This is a genomic window from Bradyrhizobium sp. CCBAU 53421, from assembly GCF_015291625.1.
Taxonomy (GTDB): Bacteria; Pseudomonadota; Alphaproteobacteria; order Rhizobiales; family Xanthobacteraceae; genus Bradyrhizobium.
Genome location: NZ_CP030047.1, coordinates 4,719,380 through 4,740,009, shown reverse-complemented (window position 1 = coordinate 4,740,009; position 20,630 = coordinate 4,719,380). Strand labels below are relative to the sequence as shown.

General features: G+C 65.5%; 18 protein-coding genes. 13 read left to right on the top strand and 5 right to left on the bottom strand.

The genetic code is table 11. The features are described from left to right. The first annotated feature begins 42 nt into the window (after nt 1-42). The 5 genes from XH92_RS22645 to nadC are packed head-to-tail and all read left to right on the top strand — an operon-like array spanning nt 43 to nt 4,857. On the top strand, nt 43-447 hold the full coding sequence (locus tag XH92_RS22645) for a hypothetical protein (protein WP_194454091.1): 405 nt from the start codon (nt 43-45) through the stop codon (nt 445-447). Between the two features lie 14 nt (nt 448-461). After that, nucleotides 462-1,421 (top strand): hypothetical protein, encoded by a 960-nt coding sequence (locus tag XH92_RS22640; protein WP_194454090.1) that lies wholly within the window; start codon nt 462-464, stop codon nt 1,419-1,421. Between the two features lie 54 nt (nt 1,422-1,475). Continuing rightward, entirely contained in the window at nt 1,476-2,462 is a 987-nt protein-coding gene (gene nadA / locus XH92_RS22635; protein ID WP_194454089.1) for a quinolinate synthase NadA, read from the top strand. Next, nucleotides 2,459-4,009 carry an L-aspartate oxidase gene (locus XH92_RS22630; RefSeq protein ID WP_194454088.1) on the top strand — a complete coding sequence of 517 codons (1,551 nt, stop codon included), beginning with the start codon at nt 2,459-2,461 and terminating at the stop codon, nt 4,007-4,009. Before nadA ends, XH92_RS22630 begins: the two co-directional genes overlap by 4 nt. Beyond that, a complete protein-coding gene (nadC, locus tag XH92_RS22625) occupies nt 4,006-4,857 on the top strand; it encodes a carboxylating nicotinate-nucleotide diphosphorylase (RefSeq protein WP_194454087.1) in 852 nt (283 codons plus the stop codon). Before XH92_RS22630 ends, nadC begins: the two co-directional genes overlap by 4 nt. Before the next feature lie 9 nt (nt 4,858-4,866). Here the strand turns inward: nadC and XH92_RS22620 are convergent, their stop codons facing one another. Further along, on the bottom strand, nt 4,867-5,952 hold the full coding sequence (locus tag XH92_RS22620) for a COX15/CtaA family protein (RefSeq protein ID WP_194454086.1): 1,086 nt from the start codon (nt 5,950-5,952) through the stop codon (nt 4,867-4,869). Between the two features lie 103 nt (nt 5,953-6,055). On the opposite strand from XH92_RS22620, the gene XH92_RS22615 reads away from it, so the two are divergent. Beyond that, a complete protein-coding gene (locus XH92_RS22615; protein WP_076857838.1) occupies nt 6,056-6,265 on the top strand; it encodes a DUF2842 domain-containing protein in 210 nt (69 codons plus the stop codon). Between the two features lie 75 nt (nt 6,266-6,340). On the opposite strand, the gene XH92_RS22610 is transcribed toward XH92_RS22615, so the two are convergent. Then, a complete protein-coding gene (locus XH92_RS22610) occupies nt 6,341-7,369 on the bottom strand; it encodes a polysaccharide deacetylase family protein (RefSeq protein ID WP_194454085.1) in 1,029 nt (342 codons plus the stop codon). A 189-nt stretch (nt 7,370-7,558) separates the two neighbouring features. Here XH92_RS22610 and XH92_RS22605 point away from each other — a divergent pair, with 189 nt between their 5' ends. Beyond that, on the top strand, nt 7,559-8,752 hold the full coding sequence (locus tag XH92_RS22605; protein ID WP_194454084.1) for a GNAT family N-acetyltransferase: 1,194 nt from the start codon (nt 7,559-7,561) through the stop codon (nt 8,750-8,752). Between the two features lie 6 nt (nt 8,753-8,758). On the opposite strand, the gene XH92_RS22600 is transcribed toward XH92_RS22605, so the two are convergent. Further along, on the bottom strand, nt 8,759-9,697 hold the full coding sequence (locus XH92_RS22600; protein ID WP_194454083.1) for a LysR family transcriptional regulator: 939 nt from the start codon (nt 9,695-9,697) through the stop codon (nt 8,759-8,761). 296 nt (nt 9,698-9,993) lie between these two features. Here XH92_RS22600 and XH92_RS22595 point away from each other — a divergent pair, with 296 nt between their 5' ends. Next, the gene (locus tag XH92_RS22595) at nt 9,994-11,331 is read left to right on the top strand and encodes an MFS transporter (protein WP_194454082.1); all 1,338 of its coding nucleotides are present in this window, start codon (nt 9,994-9,996) and stop codon (nt 11,329-11,331) included. A gap of 96 nt (nt 11,332-11,427) precedes the next feature. On the opposite strand, the gene XH92_RS22590 is transcribed toward XH92_RS22595, so the two are convergent. After that, entirely contained in the window at nt 11,428-13,758 is a 2,331-nt protein-coding gene (locus XH92_RS22590) for an exopolysaccharide transport family protein (RefSeq protein WP_194454081.1), read from the bottom strand. A gap of 175 nt (nt 13,759-13,933) precedes the next feature. Here XH92_RS22590 and XH92_RS22585 point away from each other — a divergent pair, with 175 nt between their 5' ends. From XH92_RS22585 to XH92_RS22570, 4 genes are all read left to right on the top strand, one after another. Then, on the top strand, nt 13,934-14,566 hold the full coding sequence (locus tag XH92_RS22585; protein ID WP_194454080.1) for a polysaccharide biosynthesis/export family protein: 633 nt from the start codon (nt 13,934-13,936) through the stop codon (nt 14,564-14,566). 3 nt (nt 14,567-14,569) lie between these two features. Beyond that, complete coding sequence (locus XH92_RS22580) at nt 14,570-15,709, top strand: glycosyltransferase family 4 protein (RefSeq protein WP_194454079.1); 1,140 nt, start codon at nt 14,570-14,572, stop codon at nt 15,707-15,709. 115 nt (nt 15,710-15,824) lie between these two features. Beyond that, nucleotides 15,825-17,366, top strand: a complete 1,542-nt coding sequence (locus tag XH92_RS22575; RefSeq protein WP_194454078.1) for an undecaprenyl-phosphate glucose phosphotransferase — start codon at nt 15,825-15,827, stop codon at nt 17,364-17,366. 145 nt (nt 17,367-17,511) lie between these two features. Further along, entirely contained in the window at nt 17,512-18,774 is a 1,263-nt protein-coding gene (locus tag XH92_RS22570; RefSeq protein WP_194454077.1) for an O-antigen ligase, read from the top strand. Here the strand turns inward: XH92_RS22570 and XH92_RS22565 are convergent. Further along, nucleotides 18,746-19,219, bottom strand: coding sequence for a MarR family transcriptional regulator (locus XH92_RS22565; RefSeq protein ID WP_246788576.1), 474 nt, complete (start codon nt 19,217-19,219; stop codon nt 18,746-18,748). The two genes, XH92_RS22570 and XH92_RS22565, sit on opposite strands and share 29 nt — an antisense overlap. Nucleotides 19,220-19,363: 144 nt before the next feature. On the opposite strand from XH92_RS22565, the gene XH92_RS22560 reads away from it, so the two are divergent. Then, a complete protein-coding gene (locus tag XH92_RS22560) occupies nt 19,364-20,563 on the top strand; it encodes an NAD(P)/FAD-dependent oxidoreductase (protein ID WP_194454076.1) in 1,200 nt (399 codons plus the stop codon). Nucleotides 20,564-20,630 lie beyond the last annotated feature (67 nt).

Genomic DNA, 20,630 nt, shown 5'->3' with positions numbered 1-20,630 from the left:
AAAGTGGCAGTGATAGGCTCCGGATGATTCGGGAGACCATGGATGCTGCGCTGGATATTGCCGCTCGCGATCGCGCTGTTTGCGATTGCGCCTGCTGACGCCGCCGACGGTCCTGTCGTCGCCAAAAGCCCAACCGTCAAGGCCGCGCGCCAGCTGCCGGCGGGCCTGCCGCGCCGGCACTACGCCTATCGCACCACTATCACGCAGCCGACCTATGTGCGGCGCGGACGCCAGCTCGTGGTCGTCGAGCCCGCGGTGATCCCGCTGAACACCGAGCCGTACATCCCGTACGTGGTGGGTGAACCGCTGCTGCCGGGATCGTCGTCGCTGCCCGGCTACTACGGCAACTGGCATTCGTACAACTATTTCGGCCCCTATTACGGCGGCGCCTATGTGACCTATTGGGACCGCCTGCCCTACGCCTGTGGCGTCTACGGCTACTGCTAGCGCGGAACGATCGGGTGGCCAGATCGCCGCAGAAGAAAACCAGCGCACCGGCTTCGGGGAACGCGGTCACCGCCGACCTCGTCGCGGTGCTTGTCGCCGTCACCGACGGCACGCCGAAGATCATGACCATCGCTGGCGGCTCGGCGCTGCCGAGCGGCCCGTTCGAGTTCACCCACCGCTCGCTACAGACCGCGCTGCGGGCCTGGGTCGAGGCGCAGACCGGCCATCCGCTCGGCTATGTCGAGCAGCTCTACACCTTTGCCGACCGTGGCCGCTCCGGCGACGCCAAGTCGCCGCACAGCGTCTCGATCAGCTATCTCGGCCTGACCCGCGAGGACCGGGTCGGTGAAGGCTTCGAGGCGCATTGGTCCGGCTGGTACGACTACTTCCCTTGGGAGGACCACCGCGCCGGCGCGCCGGCCTGCCTCGCCAAGACCATCGCGCCGAAGCTGAAAGCTTGGGCGAAGACGGCGCCGTCACCGACGCTGCAGCGCGAGCGCTGGCAGCGCTGTACCATCACGTTTGGTCTCGATGATCGCGACTGGAATGAAGAACTGGTGCTGCAGCGCTATGAGCTGCTCTGGGAGGCGTCGCTGATCCCGGAAGCGGGCCACGCGCGCGGCCGCGAGGCGCCGGTCGTGCCGGGCAAACCGATGACGGCCGATCATCGCCGCATTCTCGCGACCGGCATCGCGCGGCTGCGCGCCAAGATCAAATACCGCCCGGTGGTATTCGAGCTGATGCCGGCCGAGTTCACCCTGCTGCAACTGCAACGCAGTGTTGAGGCGCTCGCAGGCCGGCTGGTCCACAAGCAGAACTTCCGCCGGCTCATCGAGCAGCAGGAACTCGTTGAAGAAACTGGCGCAATGGCCGCCGATACCGTCGGACGGCCGGCCAAGCTGTTCCGCTTCCGCCATGCCGTATTGGCCGAACGGGCCGTCGCCGGCACCAAGCTCCCGCTCTCGCGCACTTGACACACCTTATGCTCAGGATAAGTATAAGCCATCTTATGCTCAAGGAGAGTATAAATGGTTGCACTCGATACCGATCTGCTCACCCGCACCGCGCCGCTCTATGAGCGCGTCAAGCGCGTCATCCCGCCGTTCGAATGGGCCACTTTCGCCGAGGACGTCGATGCGATCCTCGCGCTGAAGCGCCGCCGCAATGCGGTGGTGCTGGCGCACAACTACCAGACGCCGGAGATATTCCACGGCGTCGCCGATATCGTCGGCGACAGCCTCCTGCTCGCGCGCGAAGCGACCAAGGTCGACGCCGATGTCATCGTCCTCGCCGGCGTGCACTTCATGGCCGAGACGGCGAAGCTGCTCAATCCGGCCAAGACCGTGCTGATCCCCGATTTGAAGGCCGGCTGCTCGCTGGCGGATTCGATCACGGCTCAGGACGTGCGGCTGATGCGCGCGCGCTATCCGGACGCGCCGGTGGTTGCCTATGTCAACACATCGACCGCGGTGAAGGCGGAGTCCGACATCTGCTGCACGTCGGGCAATGCCCTCAAGGTGGTGGAATCGCTCGATGCAGAGCGCGTCATCATGCTGCCGGATGAATACCTGGCGCAGAACATCGCCAAGCAGACCAGCAAGAAGATCATTGCCTGGAAGGGCCATTGCGAGGTGCACGAGCTGTTCACCGCCGACGACGTGCGCCAGCTGCGCGAAAACTATCCCGATGTCACCGTCCTGGCCCATCCGGAATGCCCGCCCGAGGTGGTCGCCGAAGCGGACTTTGCAGGGTCGACGGCCGCGATGCAGTCGTTCGTCGAGACCAAGCGTCCGCCGCGCGTCGTGCTGCTGACGGAGTGCTCGATGAGCGACAACATCGCGGCCCGCAATCCCGACGTCGACTTCGTCCGCCCCTGCAATCTCTGTCCGCACATGAAGCGGATCACGCTGAAGAACATCCGCCACGCCCTGGAGACCAACCAGCACGAGGTCACGATCGATCCAGAGATCGCCGACCGCGCGCGCAAGAGCGTCGAAAGGATGCTGGCAATATGAGTACCGATATCTCCGATCTGAACGGCCGCCCGGTCATTATCGGCGGTGGCGCGGCGGGACTGATGACCGCCCTGCAACTCGCGCCCGAGCCGGTCGTGCTGCTGTCGAAATCGCCGCTCGGCGCCGAAGCCTCCAGCATGTGGGCACAGGGCGGCCTCGCCGCGCCGGTCGGCGCAGATGACACCCCTGCCCTGCATCTCGCCGATACGCTCGCGGCGGGCGTCGGCCTTTGCGACGCGGCGGCCGCGAGCCGGATCGTTCACGCCGCACCGGCCGCCGTGGAGCATCTGGCCGAGCTCGGCGTCGCCTTCGATCGCCGCGCCGACGGCAGCTGGCGTCTCGGGCTCGAGGCCGCGCACGGCCGCAACCGCATTGTGCACGCCACCGGTGATGGCACCGGCCGCGAGATCATGCGCGCGCTGATCGCAGCGGTCCGTAAGACGCCGTCGATCACGCTGCTGGAAGGCGTCGAGGCGCGGCGGCTGCTGGTCGAGGATAATGCGGTCAGGGGCGTGCTTGCAGCCAATGATCGCGGACCGCTGACGATCGCGACCAACCGTGTCGTGATCGCGACCGGGGGCATCGGCGGGCTGTTTTCAGACAGCACCAATCCGGGCGGATGTTTCGGCCAGGGGCTCGCGCTCGCGGCCCATGCCGGCGCAAAACTGTCGGACATCGAATTCGTCCAGTTTCATCCGACCGCCTTCGATGGGCCGTCACGGCCGATGCCGCTGCTCACCGAGGCGATCCGCGGCGACGGCGCGATCCTGATCGACGAGACCGGCCAGCGCTTCATGGCCGATCAACCCGGCGCCGAGCTCGCGCCACGCGACATCGTCGCGCGCGCGGTCTGGCGCCACCGCGCCGCGGGACACCGCACTTTCCTCGATGCGCGCCGGCATCCAGGCGCGGAGTTTGCGCAGCGCTATCCCGTGATCAGCGCATTCTGCAAGATGGCGGGCATCGATCCGGCCTCGGATCCGATCCCGATCCGGCCGGCGGTCCACTACCACATGGGCGGCATCGCGGTTGACGGCTATGGACGCAGCACGGTGCAGGGCCTGTGGGCTTGCGGCGAAGCCGCGCGCACCGGACTGCACGGCGCCAACCGGCTCGCCAGCAACTCGCTGATGGAAGCGATCGTCTGCGCGGGCTGGGTCGCCGAGAGCATCGAAGGCGTGAGCGCAGGTCCGCGCGCGATGCTGGGCGACCACACGATGCCGCCAGCCTCCGATCCCTCCGCCGTGCGACCGATCCTCACCCAGGGGCTCGGCGTGCTGCGCGACCGCGACAGCATCGCACGTGCGATCCGGAGCCTGTATCCGCTCGCGCGCAGTCCCAGCGCGGCATCTGATGCGGCGTTGGTCGGCTTGATGATCGCGGTCGCCGCGATCAGGCGCGAGGAAAGCCGTGGCGGCCATTTCCGCACCGACTTCCCGCACACCGCCTTGTCGGCATCCCCGTCCTCCCTCACCCGCGCCGAGGCGCTCGCCGCCGCGGGCGACATCTTTGAATCCGAGCTACCAGCCAGGAGTGCCCGCTCATGACCCTCTATCCCCTGTTGCCGCTGCTGTATGAGCCGATCGTGCAAACCGCCTTGCGCGAGGACCTCGGCCGCGCCGGCGATATCACGGCGGACGCCATCGTACCGGCCAGCCAGCAAGCCCGCCTGGTGATGCGGGCGCGACAGCCCGGCGTAATCGCCGGTCTCGACGTCGCGCGGTCAGCCTTCCAGACGGTGTCGCCGGCCATCGAGCTGCGCGCCGAGCGGCCCGACGGCAGCTTTGTCGAACCCGACCAGGTCATCGCGATCATCGACGGCCCGGCCCGCAGCCTGCTCACGGCCGAGCGCACCGCGCTCAACTTCCTCTGCCATCTGAGCGGCGTCGCGACCGCAACCGCCACGCTGGTCAAGGCCGTCGCCGGCACACGCGCGCAGATCGTCTGCACCCGCAAGACCACGCCCGGACTGCGTGCGCTGGAGAAATACGCGGTGCGCGCCGGCGGCGGCGGCAATCACCGTTTCGGCCTCGACGATGCCGTGCTGATCAAGGACAACCACATCGCGCTCGCCGGCGGCATCCGTACCGCAATCGAGCGTGCCAAGGCCAATGCCGGTCATCTCGTCAAGATCGAGGTCGAGGTCGACACGCTGTCGCAGCTCGAGGAGGCGCTGGCGCTCGGTGTCGACGTGGTGCTGCTCGACAACATGACGACCGAGCAGCTCAGCCAGGCGGTGGGCATGGCGCGCGGCAAGGCGCTCACCGAGGCCTCCGGCCGCATTACGGCTGCGACCGCAGCAGTAATTGCCGCGACCGGCGTCGACCTGATCTCGGTCGGCTGGGTGACCCACAGCTCGGCCGCACTCGATATCGGGCTCGACTATCTGTCCTGATGGATCAAATCAGAGGGACTGGCCGACCGGAACGAGGGTCGGCTGGTCGCGCTCGGTCCGGCGTGCCGCGAAGCGCTCGGCCTGCAGGACCGCGAGCGTCAGCACGACGATCGCGACCGCCTGGTGCGTCAGCGCCAGATCGATCGGCACCTGATGCAGCAGTGTCAGGATGCCGAGCGTCGCCTGCAGCGTGATCGCGGCAACCAGCCACCAGGCGCCCGCGATGACGGCACCTCCGGCGCGCGAGCGCACGGCATCGATCGCATGTGCCAACGCCAGCGCGAACAGCAGGTAGGCGGTCATGCGATGCTCGAACTGCACCGTCAGCGTGTTGTCGAACAGGTTGCGCCACCACGGCGTCTCGAACCACAGCCGGTCGGCCGATGGAATGAAACCGCCGTCAATGTCGGGCCAAGTGTTGTAGACCCTGCCCGCGCGCAGGCCCGCGACCAGCGCGCCGAAATAGAGCTGCACAAAGGTGAGCACGAGCAGCACCGCGCTCGTGATCTTCAGCCGGAGCGGCGCGATCACGCTTGGGCGGTCCGTCAACCGCCGCAGCGTCCAGACGATCGCCGCGAAGATCAGAAGCGCCAGCACCAGATGTGTCGCCAAACGATACTGCGACACCTCGACGCGCTCCGAGAGGCCAGACGCCACCATCCACCAGCCGACGCCACCCTGCAGCGCGCCGAGGCCGAAGATCAGCCACAGCCGCCGACCGAGTTCGCCACTCACCGCGCCACGCCATAGGAAGTAGAGAAACGGCAGCAGATAGGCGGCGCCGATCACCCGCCCGAGCAGCCGGTGGCTCCACTCCCACCAGAAGATCGTCTTGAACTGCTCGAGCGTCATCCCGGCGTTGAGCTCGCGATATTGCGGGATGGCCTTGTAGCCCTCGAAGGCCTTGGTCCACTGCACCTCGGTCAAAGGCGGCAGCGCGCCGGTCACCGGCTTCCATTCGACGATCGACAGGCCGGACTCGGTGAGCCGCGTGGCGCCGCCGACCAGGACCATCAGCGCGATCAGGGCGGCGACCGCGATCAGCCAGACCCTGACGGCGCGGAGCTGCGATGGATTTGCGGAAATACCGGCCATTTCGCCCTGACTTGATTGGATTTTCCGGCCCCTTATAGTCCGGCCCGCCCGCGGCGCAAGCGCCGCTGAAAACGCTCTTGATCACGAGTTGCACATATCCGCCATGGCCATACGCACCCGCAAACTGCTCGGAACCATCTTCCTGCTGATCCTGGTCGTGGTGTGGTCGCTGCTTGGCATGACGGTCGCCCAGACCCCGTGGCTCGCCAATTCAGGGCTGCTGCAGGCGATCTTCTACGTCGTCGCCGGCCTTGGCTGGGTGCTGCCGGCGATGCCGATCGTGTCCTGGATGTCGCGGCCCGATCGCGCCTAAGGCATGATCCGGAAAAGTGCGAAGCGGTTTCCCTCGCGACAAACGCGGAGCGTTTGCGCGGAGATCATGCTCAACTTAGGTTCCGCCCTGGTCACGCGCGCTCCGCGTCGGCCGAACCGGCGCGAACATCACGCCTGACAACAGCACGCGCATCATCCGCAGCGAGCGTACGCGGCCATCCCATGCGATGCGCGGCAGCGCGTGGAGATTGGTGCGCCCCTGCGCCTCGACGATCCCCGATATGGTCGACACCGCGCTGGCGAAGCCGGCCTCTTCCGCCATCACGACATGCGGACGGGCGAAAGCGTCGCGGTCCCCGAAGGGATACGCGAAATGCCTGACCTGCCGCCGCAGCGCACTTTCGGCCACCGCCTGTCCCATCGCCATCTCGCGCTGCGCGGCCGCATCCTTCAGGCTCGACAGCGCTGGATAGTTCACGGTTGCGCTGCCGAACGTCACGTTCGGATCGGCCGCCAGCTTCGCCAGATCCTGCCAATCGAGCGAGGCACCGCGCGACAATTGCACAGCATCGACCGAATAGCGCCGGCCGAGATCGTTCACCGCGTAGGATAGATCGGGCGGCGACAGCTTGCGCAGCCAGCCCGACAGGAAATCGAACAGCTCGTATTTGTCCGACCGGCTTGAGACCACGAAGTGCCGCTCCCTGCCATCGATCATCATGCTGATGCGGTTTTCGCGCGCGATGATGTCCTCGAGCACCAGCCACCACGCGACGCCTACGCCATCCGGAAAGGCCGTCGGCAGATAGAGAGTGAAGGGAACGCCGTGCCTGGCGAGCACGGGATAGCCATGCGTGATGAAGTCCTTGGTGGCTCCGTCGAAGCTCAGGCAGACAAAGCGGCGGCGCTCCGGCATCGTCACCGCGCGGCGGCAGGCCTCGTCGATTCCGACGATGTCGTACTTCCAACGCTTCAGCGCGCGAATGGTGCGATCGAGGAAGCCAGGCGTGATCTCCTGCGACCTCAGCGGCTGAAACCGCGCCCGCTGGGCCGGGCGGACACGCGCGAAGCGCAGGATCACCCCGGCGCCCCCGGCCTCGCGTTCCCGCAACCTGAAGGCGCCGCTGATATAGGCGAGCTCCATCCGGGCCCGCCGCAAAATCCCGTTGTCCGGCGCCAAAATCTCCCGCCCGTCCCCGCCTCTGCTTGCAGTTCCCACCAACCGCCAAGCCCGCGTCGGCGTATTCTTATTACTCTTTGTTGACATTTCCCTGCGAAGGTCGGCCGTAGCCGAGACCTGTAAATTAATACCTTAAAAAATTTAGGTTCCGAGATGATCATGGCGGCGGCAGTTGAAGGCCAGACGGCCGGCACGCGAACATGGCCGAACGCAATCCGCGTTGCCGGCGTCGACATCTTTCATGATCTCGCAGCCGCCGAGGCGACCTGGCGCAGTCTCGAGACACCGCAGCACAGCTACACGCCTTATCAGCGCTTCGACTTCCTCGCCAACTGGCAGCGCCAGGTCGGCGAGCGCGAAGGTCTGCGGCCCTTCATCGTCGTTGCCCATGACAGCGAACGCCGTCCGCTGTTGCTGCTGCCGCTCGCCGTCGAGTCCCGCCTGGGCGCGAGCTGCGCGAGCTTCATGGGCGGCAAGCATGCGACCTTCAACATGGCGCTGTGCGACAAGGATTTCGCCGCCAATGCGACCGAGGCCGACATCACGGCCCTGACCGGATCGATTGCCGAGCGCTCCCGCGTCGATGCGCTGGTGCTCTGCCAGCAGCCGCTGCGCTGGCAGGACCTGCCCAATCCGCTGGCGCTGCTGCCGCACCAGGCTTCGGTGAATGACTGCCCGCTGCTGGCGATCGAGCCAGGCGCCGCGCCGGCGGCGCTGATCAGCAATTCGTTCCGCCGCCGCCTCAAGGGCAAGGAGCGCAAGCTGCAACCGCTGCCCGGCTACCGCTATCACGTCGCGAGCAACAGCGCCGACGTCTGCCGCCTCCTGGATTGGTTCTTCCGCGTCAAGCCGCAGCGCATGGCCGAGCAGAAATTGCCTGATGTGTTCGCCGAGCCCGGCGTCGAGCAGTTCATTCGCAGCGCCTGTCTTGCGCCGCGCGCCGACGGCCAGGGCTATGCAATCGACATCCACGCGCTGGAGTGCGACGAGGAAGTGATCGCGATCTTCGCCGGCGTCTCCGACGGACATCGCTTCTCGATGATGTTCAACACCTACACGATGTCGGCCAATTCCAAATTCAGCCCCGGCCTGATCCTGATGCGCGACATCATCGATCGCCATGCCGGCCTGAACTACCGCGCCTTCGACCTCGGCATCGGCTCGGACGAGTACAAGCGGCTGTTCTGCAAGGACGACGAAGCGATCGTCGACAGCTTCATTCCGCTCAGCCTGCGCGGCAAGCCGGCGGCGAGCGCGCTGTCGGCCATCAGCCGCGCCAAGCGCGCGGTGAAGCACAATCCGGCGCTGTTCGAAATCGCGCAGAACCTGCGCAGCATGTTCCGCTGAGAGACCTTAGGCAGAAGAGCCCTCGGACCCCTGCCGTCCGCTCGCGACGCCAAGCCGCATCATCGCATCGAACACCAGCGTCGCGGCCGGCGACAGCGCGCGTCTGCGCAGCTTGATCAGCCCGTAGCTCTCCAGCATCAGCTGGTCGCGGATGCGCAGCATCTTGAAGCGCTGCGGATCGAGCAGATCGAAGATCAGCAGCGGCACCGGCACGATCGCATCGATCCCCGCGGCAATTCCGATCGACGCCGAGAACGATTCGGTGTTGATCATGCGCTGGGGCGGCGCAATGCCGCGACTGTAGAACAGCCGCTCGAGCGCCTGGCGCATGAAGGATTCCCGCGGCTGGGAGATCCATTGCAGATTGACCGTGTCTTCCAGGTTGACGCTGTCGAGCGCGGCCAGCGGATGCTCGGCGCGAACCAGCAGGCCGGCCTGCTCGGCGCCGATCTCGTGATAGTCGAACTGCCCGGGATCGACGCCGGCGGGGATGCGCGCAACGACGAAATCGAGCTCGAGCGCGAGCAGCCGCGCAACCAGCGGCGGGCTGGTGCTGACATCGAGCGAAATGTTCACCCGGTGCAGCTTCTCGCCGAGATACTGCATGACATCGACGACCAGGTCGATGCTGGGCTTGGCAACCGTTCCAACCGATACGGTGCCGAGTTCGCCGGACCGGTATCCGGCGAATTCATTGGTGACCCGGTCAAGGTCGGCCAGCACGCTCCGGCCGCCCCGGATCAGGATCGAGCCATAGTCCGTCGGCTCGACGCCGCGCGCCGTCCGCTCGAACAGCGGAACCCGCGCCACCGCCTCGATCTCGGCCAGCATCTTGGATGCCGCCGACTGGGTGATGTTAAGGCGCTCGGCGGCCAACTGCAGCTTGCGCTCGCTGTCAAGCGCGACCAGCAGGCGCAACTGGCGCAATTTCAGATTATTGATCACGGCCCGCCACCATCCTGGCTCTTGACTCTAGTTTGACGCGCTTTCCTGCCGCCAATCGGCGTCCACTTCGCTGGAAAACGCTCCAGGGTTCCCGCGTTTATACCGCGGTGCATCATGACAGTTTCGCCGTGGCTCCATTCCCAAATGCCATTAGTCTTGCGGCCGTCGATTACACAACAATGAATGCAACGATTGCAAGGAGACTTGCAAGAACAAGCCGATGGACCGCTGCGGGTGTACCGGATGCGACCCCGACAGCGCGGTCATCCGTATACAGAATCGAAAAGCCGGAAGGGATGGGAACGATGAGCGACGATGTCGAGAAGCGCGCGATCGGAAAGATGATGCGACGGCTGATCCCGTTCCTCATCCTGTGTTACTTCGTGGCCTATCTCGATCGCGTAAATGTCGGCTTCGCCAAGCTGCACATGAACACGGCGCTCGGCCTCAGCGAAGCCGCCTACGGGCTCGGCGCGGGCCTGTTCTTCGTCGGCTACTTCTTCTTCGAAGTGCCCTCCAACATCCTTCTGGAACGGTTCGGCGCACGGCGCTGGATTGCCCGCATCATGATCAGCTGGGGCATCGTCTCGGCGGCATTCGCCTTCATCCCGCAGATGTCGGCGGCGAGCGGCCTCTCGAACGAATGGATCTTCTACTTCCTTCGCCTGCTGCTCGGCGCCTGCGAGGCCGGCTTCTTCCCCGGCATCATCTTCTATCTGACGCTCTGGTTCCCGACGATCTATCGGGCCCGCGTCATCAGCCTGTTCATGCTCGCGATCCCGATTTCCAGCATCATCGGGGCGCCGATCTCCGGCCTGCTGCTCAACCTGTCCGGAGCCGGCCTGACCGGGTGGCAGTGGCTGTTCATCTGCGAAGCACTGCCGTCGGTCCTGGTCGGTTTCGCCGTGCTGGCGATGCTGCCGGACTTCCCGCGTCAGGCGAGCTGGCTGCAGCCGGACGAGATCAAATGGGTGCAAAACACGCTTGAGATCGAGCGGCAGAAGAAGGAAGCCGTGGAGCACATCTCGGTCATGCAATCGCTCACCGACTCGCGGGTGCTCGCCTGCGCGCTGGTGTATTTCTGTCTCAATGCCGCAAGCTACGGCGTCGCATTCTTCCTGCCCACGATCATCAAGGCGTTTGGCGTTACCGACACCCAGACCGGCTTCATCGCCGCGCTGCCCTTCGTGTTCGGCGCGGTCGGCATGGTGCTGCTCGGCCGTCATTCCGACAAGACCGGCGAGCGGCGCTATCATGTCGCCGGAGCCTTGACGCTGGCCGCCGTCGGCATCGGCCTCGCCGGGCTGGTCTCAAGTCCCGTACTGATCGTCGGCCTGCTCTGCCTCGCACAGATCGGCGTGTCGGCTGTGCCGCCGATGTTCTGGCCGATGCCGGCCAGCATCCTGAACGGCGCCTCGGCCGCGGCCGGCATTGCCGCGATCAACTCGCTCGGCAATCTGTCGGGCTTCGCCGGCCCGTTCGCGATGGGCTATCTGAAGGACCTGACCGGTGGATTCACCGCAGGCCTGCTGCTGCTCGCGGTCGTCGGCTTGATCGGCGCCCTTGTCACGATCAGGCTGCGGATCGATCCGGTGCTGGAGCAAGCCGCACGCGAGCCGGTGCTGGCGCACTAGCGTATGATCCGGAAAAGTGCGAAGCGGTTTTCCGAAAAGATCATGCGAAAATAGAGGGCGGAGCGCGATGAATTCATCGCACTCCTGAGACGAGGTTCAGGCCGCCACGACGCGCGGTCCCGTCACGACCGCCTCTGACGGCGCGCAGGGCTTGCTCAGCATCGTCACCTCGGAGAAGCCGACCGCCCTGAGCTGATCGACCATCGATCGGCGGGCATCCTGCGCCATTCCAGCATCGGGCACCACGACGGCCTGCGCCTTTGCGGTCAGCAGCTCGGCCGGCAGGTCGACGGCCGAGCCGGCGTCGAGCAGCACGTGGTCGTAGACCCGGAGCAGCGCATCGATCGCAAGCCCGAGCCGCGGCGATTGCAGATGCGAACGATCGAAGCCCGGACGCCCCGCGCTGACGATTTGAACCCGCGACTGCCGATCCTTGGTGATGATCTGCGCGAACGTCGCCTCGCCCTGCATCAGTTCGGCAAGGCCCGGCGCAGCGGGATCGACGGTCGCCGCCGTCAGCACCGGTGAAGACGCGACGAGATCGACCACCACGACCTTGGCCTGGCGCGCCATCAGACGGGCCAGTGTCAGCGCGGTCAGCGTGACGCTCTCGCCAGGGGCCGGGCCGAGCACCGTGACCTTGTGGGCGGCCGGACCGGCCGCGACGAGACGCTCGGCCAGCACATCGATCTCGTCGACCGTCTGGGCGGGCGCAGCCGGCGGCTCGATGACCGGCTCATAGGCGACAGCGGGTTCGGGCGACGGTGCAGGCTCCGGCGACAGGGTCGGTGCGAGCGGCGACGTGAACTCGGGTTCAGGCGACAGCCTCGGCTCCGGCTCGGTGGCCGAAGCATCCATGACCGGCTCGCGGCGCCGGATCACGGCAGCCGCCGGCGCGAAGGCACGACCAACCGCGCCGGGCGCGGAGATGCGCAGCAGCTCGCCGGTGATGATGATGCCTGACGACAGCAACAGCGTCGCCAGGGTCGCGATCAGCACGATCGGCAGCTTCTTCGGATAGGCCGGCGTGTTCGAGACCGTGGCGCGCGAGATGATCCGGCCGTCGGTCGGTGCTGCTTCGATGTTCTCGCGTGCCGTCGCCTCGCGATACTTGGCGAGATAGGCTTCCAGCAGATCGCGCTGCGCCTTGGCTTCGCGCTCCAGCCCGCGCAGCTGCACGTCCTGGCTGTTGCTCGAAGAGGCCTGCCTCTTCGACTGATCGAGGCTCGCCTGCAGCGCCTGGACGCGACCATCGGCGACGCGTGCGTCGTTGTCGAGCGAGCGCGAAATCTTGCCGGCCTCCTCGCGCAATTGGCGGTCGAGGTCGGCGATCTGCGCCTTCAATTCCTTGATGCGCGGATGGTTGTCGAGCAGCGTCGACGATTGCTCGGCGAGCTGTGCGCGCAGCGTGCCGCGCTGTTCGGCAAGCCGGCGGATCAGCTCGGAATTGAGCACTTCCGAAGCCTCGATCGGCTTGCCGCCCTGAAGCATCTCGCGGATCAGCCGCGCCTTGGTCTCGGCATCCGCTTTCAGCGCTCGGGCATTGTTGAGCTGCGTGTTCAGTTCGCCCATCTGCTGGTTCGACAGTGGGATGTTGTTGGTGCCGACGAACAGGCTCGACTTGGAGCGGAATTCCTCGACCCGCGAATCCGCGTCCGCAACCTTGGTGCGCAGCTTGTCGATCTCACCCAGCAGCCAGGTGCTGGCGGACTTGGCCTGGTCCTGCCGCGCCCCCTGCTGCAGCACCAGATAGCCGTCGGCGATCGAGTTGGCGACGCGCGCCGCAAGCTCGGGATCCTCCGACTGGAATTCGATCACCATGACGCGCGACTTGTCGACCGCATAGGCCTGGAAGCGCTCGTAGTAGGAATCAAGCACCCGCTCTTCCGGTGTCAGGCTGAACGGGTCACGGCCGATGCCGAACAACGCCAGCAGCGACTTCAGCGGCGAGAAGCCCCGCAGCACCGGATCGAACTCGGGGCGCTCGGCGAGCTTGTTCTTCTTGATGATGTCGCGGGCGAGATCGCGCGACAGCAACAGTTGCACCTGGCTCGTCACGGCCTCGGCGTCGAGCGAGGTGCGCTCCAGGTCGCGCTCGCCGTTCGGCCGCAGGAAGGCGTTCTCGCGGTTATCGATCAGGATGCGCGCTTCGGACTTGTAGCGCGGCGTCACGACGTTGACGGCGGCAAGCGACAAGGCAAATACCAGCACGGTCGGCACGATGATCCAGCCGCGCTTGCGCGCCAGCGCACGGCCGAGCACATGCAGATCGAGATCGGTCGCCTCCACTGGACGCGCCGGCTTGTCCGGAGCGGGCTTTGGCGAAGCCGGCTTCGCAACGGCTTCGTCGGCAACGGGCGCAGACTTCGGCAGCGCCCGTTGCACGACGGCCTTTTCCTTGCCTCTACGCCAGAATGCAAAACGCATAACGAACTCCCGCGGACGCCGCGATTCCACCTCAATGGCGGCGATTACAGTCCATTAAGGTTGCCGCTGGGTTAATCGGCGCGGTTGCCGATGCGGCGACCACCACCGCACCGTCATCCTTTGTTAACCATGGGTGCCGTTAATCGACGCCGATATTGTCCGTGGGATTCCTCACATGCGCGATCTGCGCGCTCCCCTCGTTTGTCTGATTGCTGCGCTCGCGCTGTCGGGCTGCATGGGCCGGACGTCGCCGGTTGCCGGCGACCCGGGCTTCGATTCGATGGCATATGGGCAGCCATCAATTGCCGCGCCGACGGCCGTGGCTTATGCCGAGCCCGCGCCCGTTCGCGAGGGCTACAATCTCGGCCCCGGCGACAAGCTCCGCGTCGTGGTCTACGGCCAGGAAGGGCTGACCAATTCCTATGCGATCGATGCCGCCGGCGCGATCACCATGCCGCTGATCGGCTCGGTGCCGGCACGCGGCCGGACGCCTGCCGGGCTTGCCGCCGAGATCACCGGAAGGCTGCGCAACGGCTTCATCCGCGAGCCGTCGGTGGCGGTCGAGATCGAGTCCTACCGGCCGTTCTTCATCCTCGGCGAAGTCCAGGCCCCCGGCCAATATCCGTATGTGCCCAACATGACGATCGAGAGCGCGGTGGCGATCGCCGGTGGTTTCTCGCCGCGCGCCAGGCGCGACGAAGTCACGCTCACCCATACCGATGCATCGGGCGCCGGCCGCTTCGTCGTTCCGCTGGGCACGCCGATCGGGCCCGGTGACACCGTGTTCGTCGGCGAGCGTTGGTTCTGATCGATGGCACAGGATCAAAATCAGGAACCACCGCTCCGTATCCTGCATGTCGTCCGTGCTCCGGTGGGCGGCATCATCCGCCACATCCTCGATGTCGCCAACGGCCAGATCGACCGCGGCCACCATGTCGGTATTGTCGCCGATAGCCTGACCGGCGGCACGCGGGCCGATGCGGTGCTCGCCGAGATCGAGCCGCGCCTCAAGCTCGGTGTCCACCGGGTGGCGATCCGCCGCGAGCCGCGCTTCGCCGACCTCATGGTCTGGGCGCATATCGCCGGCCTGATCCGGAAGCTGAAGCCCGATGTCGTGCATGGCCATGGCGCCAAGGCCGGCGCCTATGTCCGGCTGCGGCGACGGTCCAGCAAGGTGATCCGGGTCTACACGCCGCATGGCGGCTCGCTGCACTATCCGCTCGATACCTGGAAGGGCCGCTTCTACAGCCAGCTCGAGCGCACGCTGATGAACAGCACCGACCTGTTCCTGTTCGAGAGCGCGTTTGCCCGCGACACCTATCAGCGCACCGTGGGCAAGCCCAGCGGCCTCGTCCGCTGCGTCTTCAACGGCGTCACGTCAGAGGAATTCGAACCGGTCGCCAAGGCCGACGACGCCTCGGACGTGGCCTATGTCGGCGAATTCCGGCGCATCAAGGGCGCGGACCTCCTGATCGACGCGGTGGCGAAATTGCGCGCCGACGGCAAGTCGGTGACGCTGACGCTGGGCGGCGACGGCGAGGAGTTCGAGCGGCTCAAGGAACAGGTGAAGCGGCTGTCGCTCGGCGACGCCGTCCGCTTCATCGGCCACGTCAAGGCGCGCTTCGGCTTCTCGAAGGGCAGCGTTCTGGTGGTTCCCTCGCGCGGCGATTCGATGCCTTACGTGGTGATCGAGGCCGGCGCTGCGGGAATTCCGATGATTGCCGCAAATGTCGGCGGCATCCCGGAAATCTTCGATACCCACACCGACGCCCTGTTCGCACCCAGCAATGCCGGCGCGATGGCCGACGCCATCAAGGCCGCGCTCGACGATCCCGCCGCGACCGCTGCGCGCGCCACGAAACTCCGCGAACGGATTTCCGAACATTTCTCGCAGAGCGCGATGGTCGAAGGCGTGCTGGCCGGCTACCGTGATGCATTTGCCAAACGTTAACCACCTCTTGCACACGTAACCGTTTCTTCCGATTTGTTCCCTTAAGTCACGAGCGGGGGAATTTCGGTGCTGCGCGCGGACACCCATCTGCATGCGCAGGAATGGACGTGGACTCGTGGAACCGTTTAACGCACGCTCGATGCTGGATGCCGCTGCGTCTGCGACGGCCGCTCGGCCGCAGGTCGAACGCCGCCGCCGCTTGTCGCCGGCCGCGCTCGCCGTAACCAATCAAAAAGTTCGCGGCGCCTATTCGCCGGTCGTGATCGCCGGCGTGGTCCGCCTCGCCGATTTCGTGCTGCTCAGCCTGGTCGGCGTCGGGCTCTATCTTGCCTATGTCAGGCCGATCGCCGGCGGCATCCATTGGGGATACATCGCCTCGATCCTCGGCATGTCGGCCGCGGCCGTGGTCTGCTTCCAGGCCGCCGACATCTACCAGGTGCAGATCTTCCGCGGCCAGCTCCGCCAGATGACGCGGATGATCTCGTCATGGGCCTTCGTGTTCCTGCTGTTCATCGGCGTCTCCTTCCTGGTCAAGCTCGGCGGCGAGGTCTCGCGGGTCTGGCTGTCGTCGTTCTTCTGCGTCGGCCTTGCGGTGCTGATCGCTGAACGGCTGGCGCTGCGCTCGATGGTACGGGCCTGGGCGCATGACGGCCGGCTCGACCGCCGCACCATCATCGTCGGCGCCGACCAGAACGGCGAGAAGCTGATCGAAACGCTGAACGCCGACGATGACACGGATATCCACGTGCTCGGCGTGTTCGACGACCGCAATGACGCCCGCGCCATGGACACCTGCGCCGGCTCGCCGAAGCTCGGCAAGGTCGACGACATCGTCGAGTTCGCGCGCCGCACCCGGGTCGACCTCGTGCTGTTCGCGCTGCCTATCTCGGCGGAGACCCGCATCCTGGAGATGCTGAAGAAGCTGTGGGTGCTGCCGGTCGACATCCGCCTGTCGGCCCATACCAACAAGCTGCGCTTCCGCCCCCGCTCCTACTCCTATCTCGGCAAGGTGCCGACGCTGGACGTGTTCGAGGCGCCGATCACTGATTGGGATCTGGTGCTGAAATGGCTGTTCGACCGCGTGGTCGGCGGCCTAGCCTTGCTTGCAGCGCTGCCGGTGCTCGGACTGGTCGCGCTCGCGGTCAAGCTCGACAGCTCCGGCCCGGTGCTGTTCCGCCAGAAGCGCTTCGGCTTCAACAACGAGCGGATCGACGTCTACAAGTTCCGCTCGCTCTACCATCACCAGGCCGATCCGACCGCCTCCAAGGTCGTGACCAAGAACGATCCGCGCGTCACCCGCGTCGGCCGTTTCATCCGCAAGTCTTCGCTCGACGAATTGCCGCAGCTGTTCAACGTCGTGCTGAAGGGCAATCTCTCGCTGGTCGGCCCGCGTCCACACGCGGTGCAGAGCAAGCTGGAAAACCGTCTGTTCGACGAGGCCGTCGACGGCTACTTCGCCCGCCACCGCGTCAAGCCCGGCATCACCGGCTGGGCGCAGATCAACGGCTGGCGCGGCGAGGTCGACACCGACGAGAAGATCCAGAAGCGCGTCGAATACGATCTCTACTACATCGAGAACTGGTCGGTGCTGTTTGACCTCTACATCCTGCTCAAAACCCCGTTCTCGCTGCTGACCAAGAGCGAGAACGCGTACTGAGAATTGAACCTTACTGCCGTCATTGCGAGCGCAGCGAAGCAATCCATATCGCAGCTCGGGGATAGGTGGATTGCCGCGTCGCTTCGCTCCTCGCAATGACGAAGCGATGTATTGAGTATCTTGTATCGAGTTGCGTGAGTATCCGATGGCCTATGCGGCGACAGCCGGGACGTCCCATTCGCCGACCAGCGTGCCGTCAGGCGTGCTGGCGCTGCAGCGGGCGCTGGTGTGGCTGGCCGGTGCGTCGATCGCCATCGTGTTCATCGAGCCGAGCCCGTATGAACTCGTCACGCTGACCGCCTGCGTGCTGTTCTTCGCCACGGGCCTGCGCATGCAGCTCGTGTTCATGCCGCTGCTGTTCGCGTTGATCGTGCTCAATGTCGGCTACAGCATCGGCGCGGTGCCGTTCCTCGACAAGCCGGAGGTGGTGAACTGGGTCCTCACCTCCTGGTACATGGCCGTCACCGTCATCTTGTTCGCGATGGTGATGTCGGAGGATACCGAAGCGCGGCTCGACATGCTGCGTCGCGGCCTGATCGTCGGCGCGATGATCGCCTCGCTCGCGGGCATCGCCGGCTACTTTCATCTGGTGCCCGGCGGCTACGACCTGCTGACGCTTTATGACCGCGCTCGCGGCACCTTCAAGGATCCCAACGTGCTCGGCGCGTTCCTGATCCTGCCGGCGCTGTTCACGCTGCAAAGCGTGGTCTCCGACCGTTTTGGCAAGGCGTTCCGCAACGCGATCGCCTTCGGCATCATCTCGCTCGCGATCCTGCTGTCGTTCTCCCGCGCCGCCTGGGGTGGCCTGATCGTCACTGCGGCCTTCATGCTGGCGCTGATGGTGTTCACCAGCCGCTCGCAGGTACAGCGCTCGCGCATCATCGTGATGACCGTAATCGCCGCGATCCTGGCCGTTGCGCTCATCGCAGTGCTGCTGTCGATCGGCTCGGTCGCCGACATGTTCAAGCAGCGCGCGAGCTTCGACCAGAGCTATGACGAAGGCCGCTTCGGCCGGTTCGGCCGCCACATCCTCGGCGCCCAGATGGCGCTCGAGCTGCCGTTCGGCATCGGGCCGCTGCAGTTCCACACCTACTTCCCCGAGGATACCCACAACTCCTATCTCAACGCCTTCATGTCGGGCGGCTGGATTTCGGGAATCTGCTATCCGGCGCTGGTGTTCGTCAGCGCGATCATCGGCTTCCGTTACGTGTACAAGCGGGTGCCGTGGCAACGCGACTATCTCGCGATCTTCTCGGCGTTCCTCGGCATCGTCGGCGAGAGCTTCATCATCGATACCGACCATTGGCGGCATTTCTGGATGATGCTGGGCACGATGTGGGGGATGTACGCTGCGGCCGAGCGCTATCGCGCGACGGAGATCATCGACCAGACTTCGGCGGCATCTTGAGCTTGGCGCGCTGCTCCGGCGGCGTGTCGATCACCGCCTTCAATGCTTCGGTCGCGTCCAGCACGCCCTTGTAGCCGTCATTGGCGAAGCGCAAGAGCAGGCGCAACTCATCATCGCTGTAGCTGCTCCAGAGCTTGAGCATCGCCTCCTGCATCGGCACGTAGAACTTGCCGATCTCCGCCGCTTTCTCCTCCACCACCGAGATGAAGACCTTGCGGCGGTCGCTCTCGTCCCGCTCGCGGCGCACGTAACCCGCCTTCTCCAGACGATCGAGCACGCCGGTGATCGCGCCGGTAGTTAGCCCGGTGACTTCGGCGAGACGCCCAGCGGTCACGCGCCCTTCAAGATGCAGGATGTCCATGCATTCCATGTCGGAATTGGAAATTCCGGCCATGTTTGCAACGGCTTGGCCGTACATCACGCCCTGCGCGGATGACCGGCGCATCGCCTCCTCGAGTTCCTGCATCAGCGCTTCACGCGACGTCGTGCTTGACAAATCGGCTCCTGTATCTTATTCGCCTAATATCTTATCTTCTAAGATAATTAGCAACTGACCTTTCGTACCCCACACGGATGTATGGAGCAAGGCATGACCAAACGTCCCCGTAAAGCTCTGATCATCGGCGCCGGCATCGCAGGCCCCGTGACCGCGATGTTCCTGACCCGCGCCGGCATCGAGGCCGAGCTCTATGAAGCCTGGCCCTACTCCACCGGGATCGGCGGGGGCTTGCAGATCGCACCGAACGGCATGCATGTGCTCGCGGAGCTTGGCCTCGCCGACGAACTGATCCGCAGCGGCTCGATCGCGGAGTCGTTCGATTTCTATTCGCAGGGCGGCAAGAAGCTCGGTTCGCTCAACCAGAACATGCAGCAGCGCTTCGGCCAGCCTGCCGTGAACATGTGCCGCGCGACGTTGAACGAGACGCTGATCGACAAGGCCTGGGGCTCCAACGTCTCGGTGTTCTTCGAGAAGAAGCTGGTGAAGATCGAGGATCGCGGCGACCAGCCCGTGATCGCCTATTTCAACGACGGCACCACCGCCGAGGGCGATTTCGTGATCGGCGCCGACGGCGTGCATTCTGCGGTGCGGCGGCACGTGATCCCGGATGGCCCGACGCCGTTCGACACCGGGCTGATCGGCTTCGGCGGCTTCGTGCCGCGGGCCATGTTCGAGCGTCTGCCGATCGGTCAGAAGGTGGAGACGACGTTTGGACAGAGCGGCTTCTTCGGCTACGGCCTGTGCAGCCCTGATCCGGACACCGGTGCGATGTGGTGGAGCACGCAGCCATCGCACGGCATGACCGCCGCGGCCTTCCGGCTGCAGAGCCAGGACGCGATCAGGCAGCATCTGCGCGAATTCCACGCCGGCTGGCACGCGCCGATCCCCGAGATCATCGAGGCCGCCGAGAACATCGTGGTGACCGACACGCTCGACGTCGCGACGCTGCCGACCTGGTCGCGCAAACGCACGCTCCTGATCGGCGACGCCGCGCATGCCACCAGTCCGCATGCCGGTCAGGGCGCGTCGCTCGCGCTGGAGGACGCGCTGCGGCTCGGCATGCTGATGCGCGACGGCCAGGAGCTTGGCATGACGTTCCAGGCCTTCGAGCACGAGCGGCGCCCACGCGCCGAGAAGATCGTGGCGATCGCCCGCCGCAACGGCAACAGCAAGCGCGAGTTCAGCCCGACCGGCGCCTGGCTGCGCGATCACATGCTGAAGCTGCTGCTGCCGGTGTCATCCAAGGGCATGGACTTCATGTACGCGTATAATCCGCGGGCGGCGGCGTAGCCGTTACCGTCATGCCCCGCGAAAGCGGGGCATCCAGTATTCCAGAGATGTTCGTGCTTCAACCGAG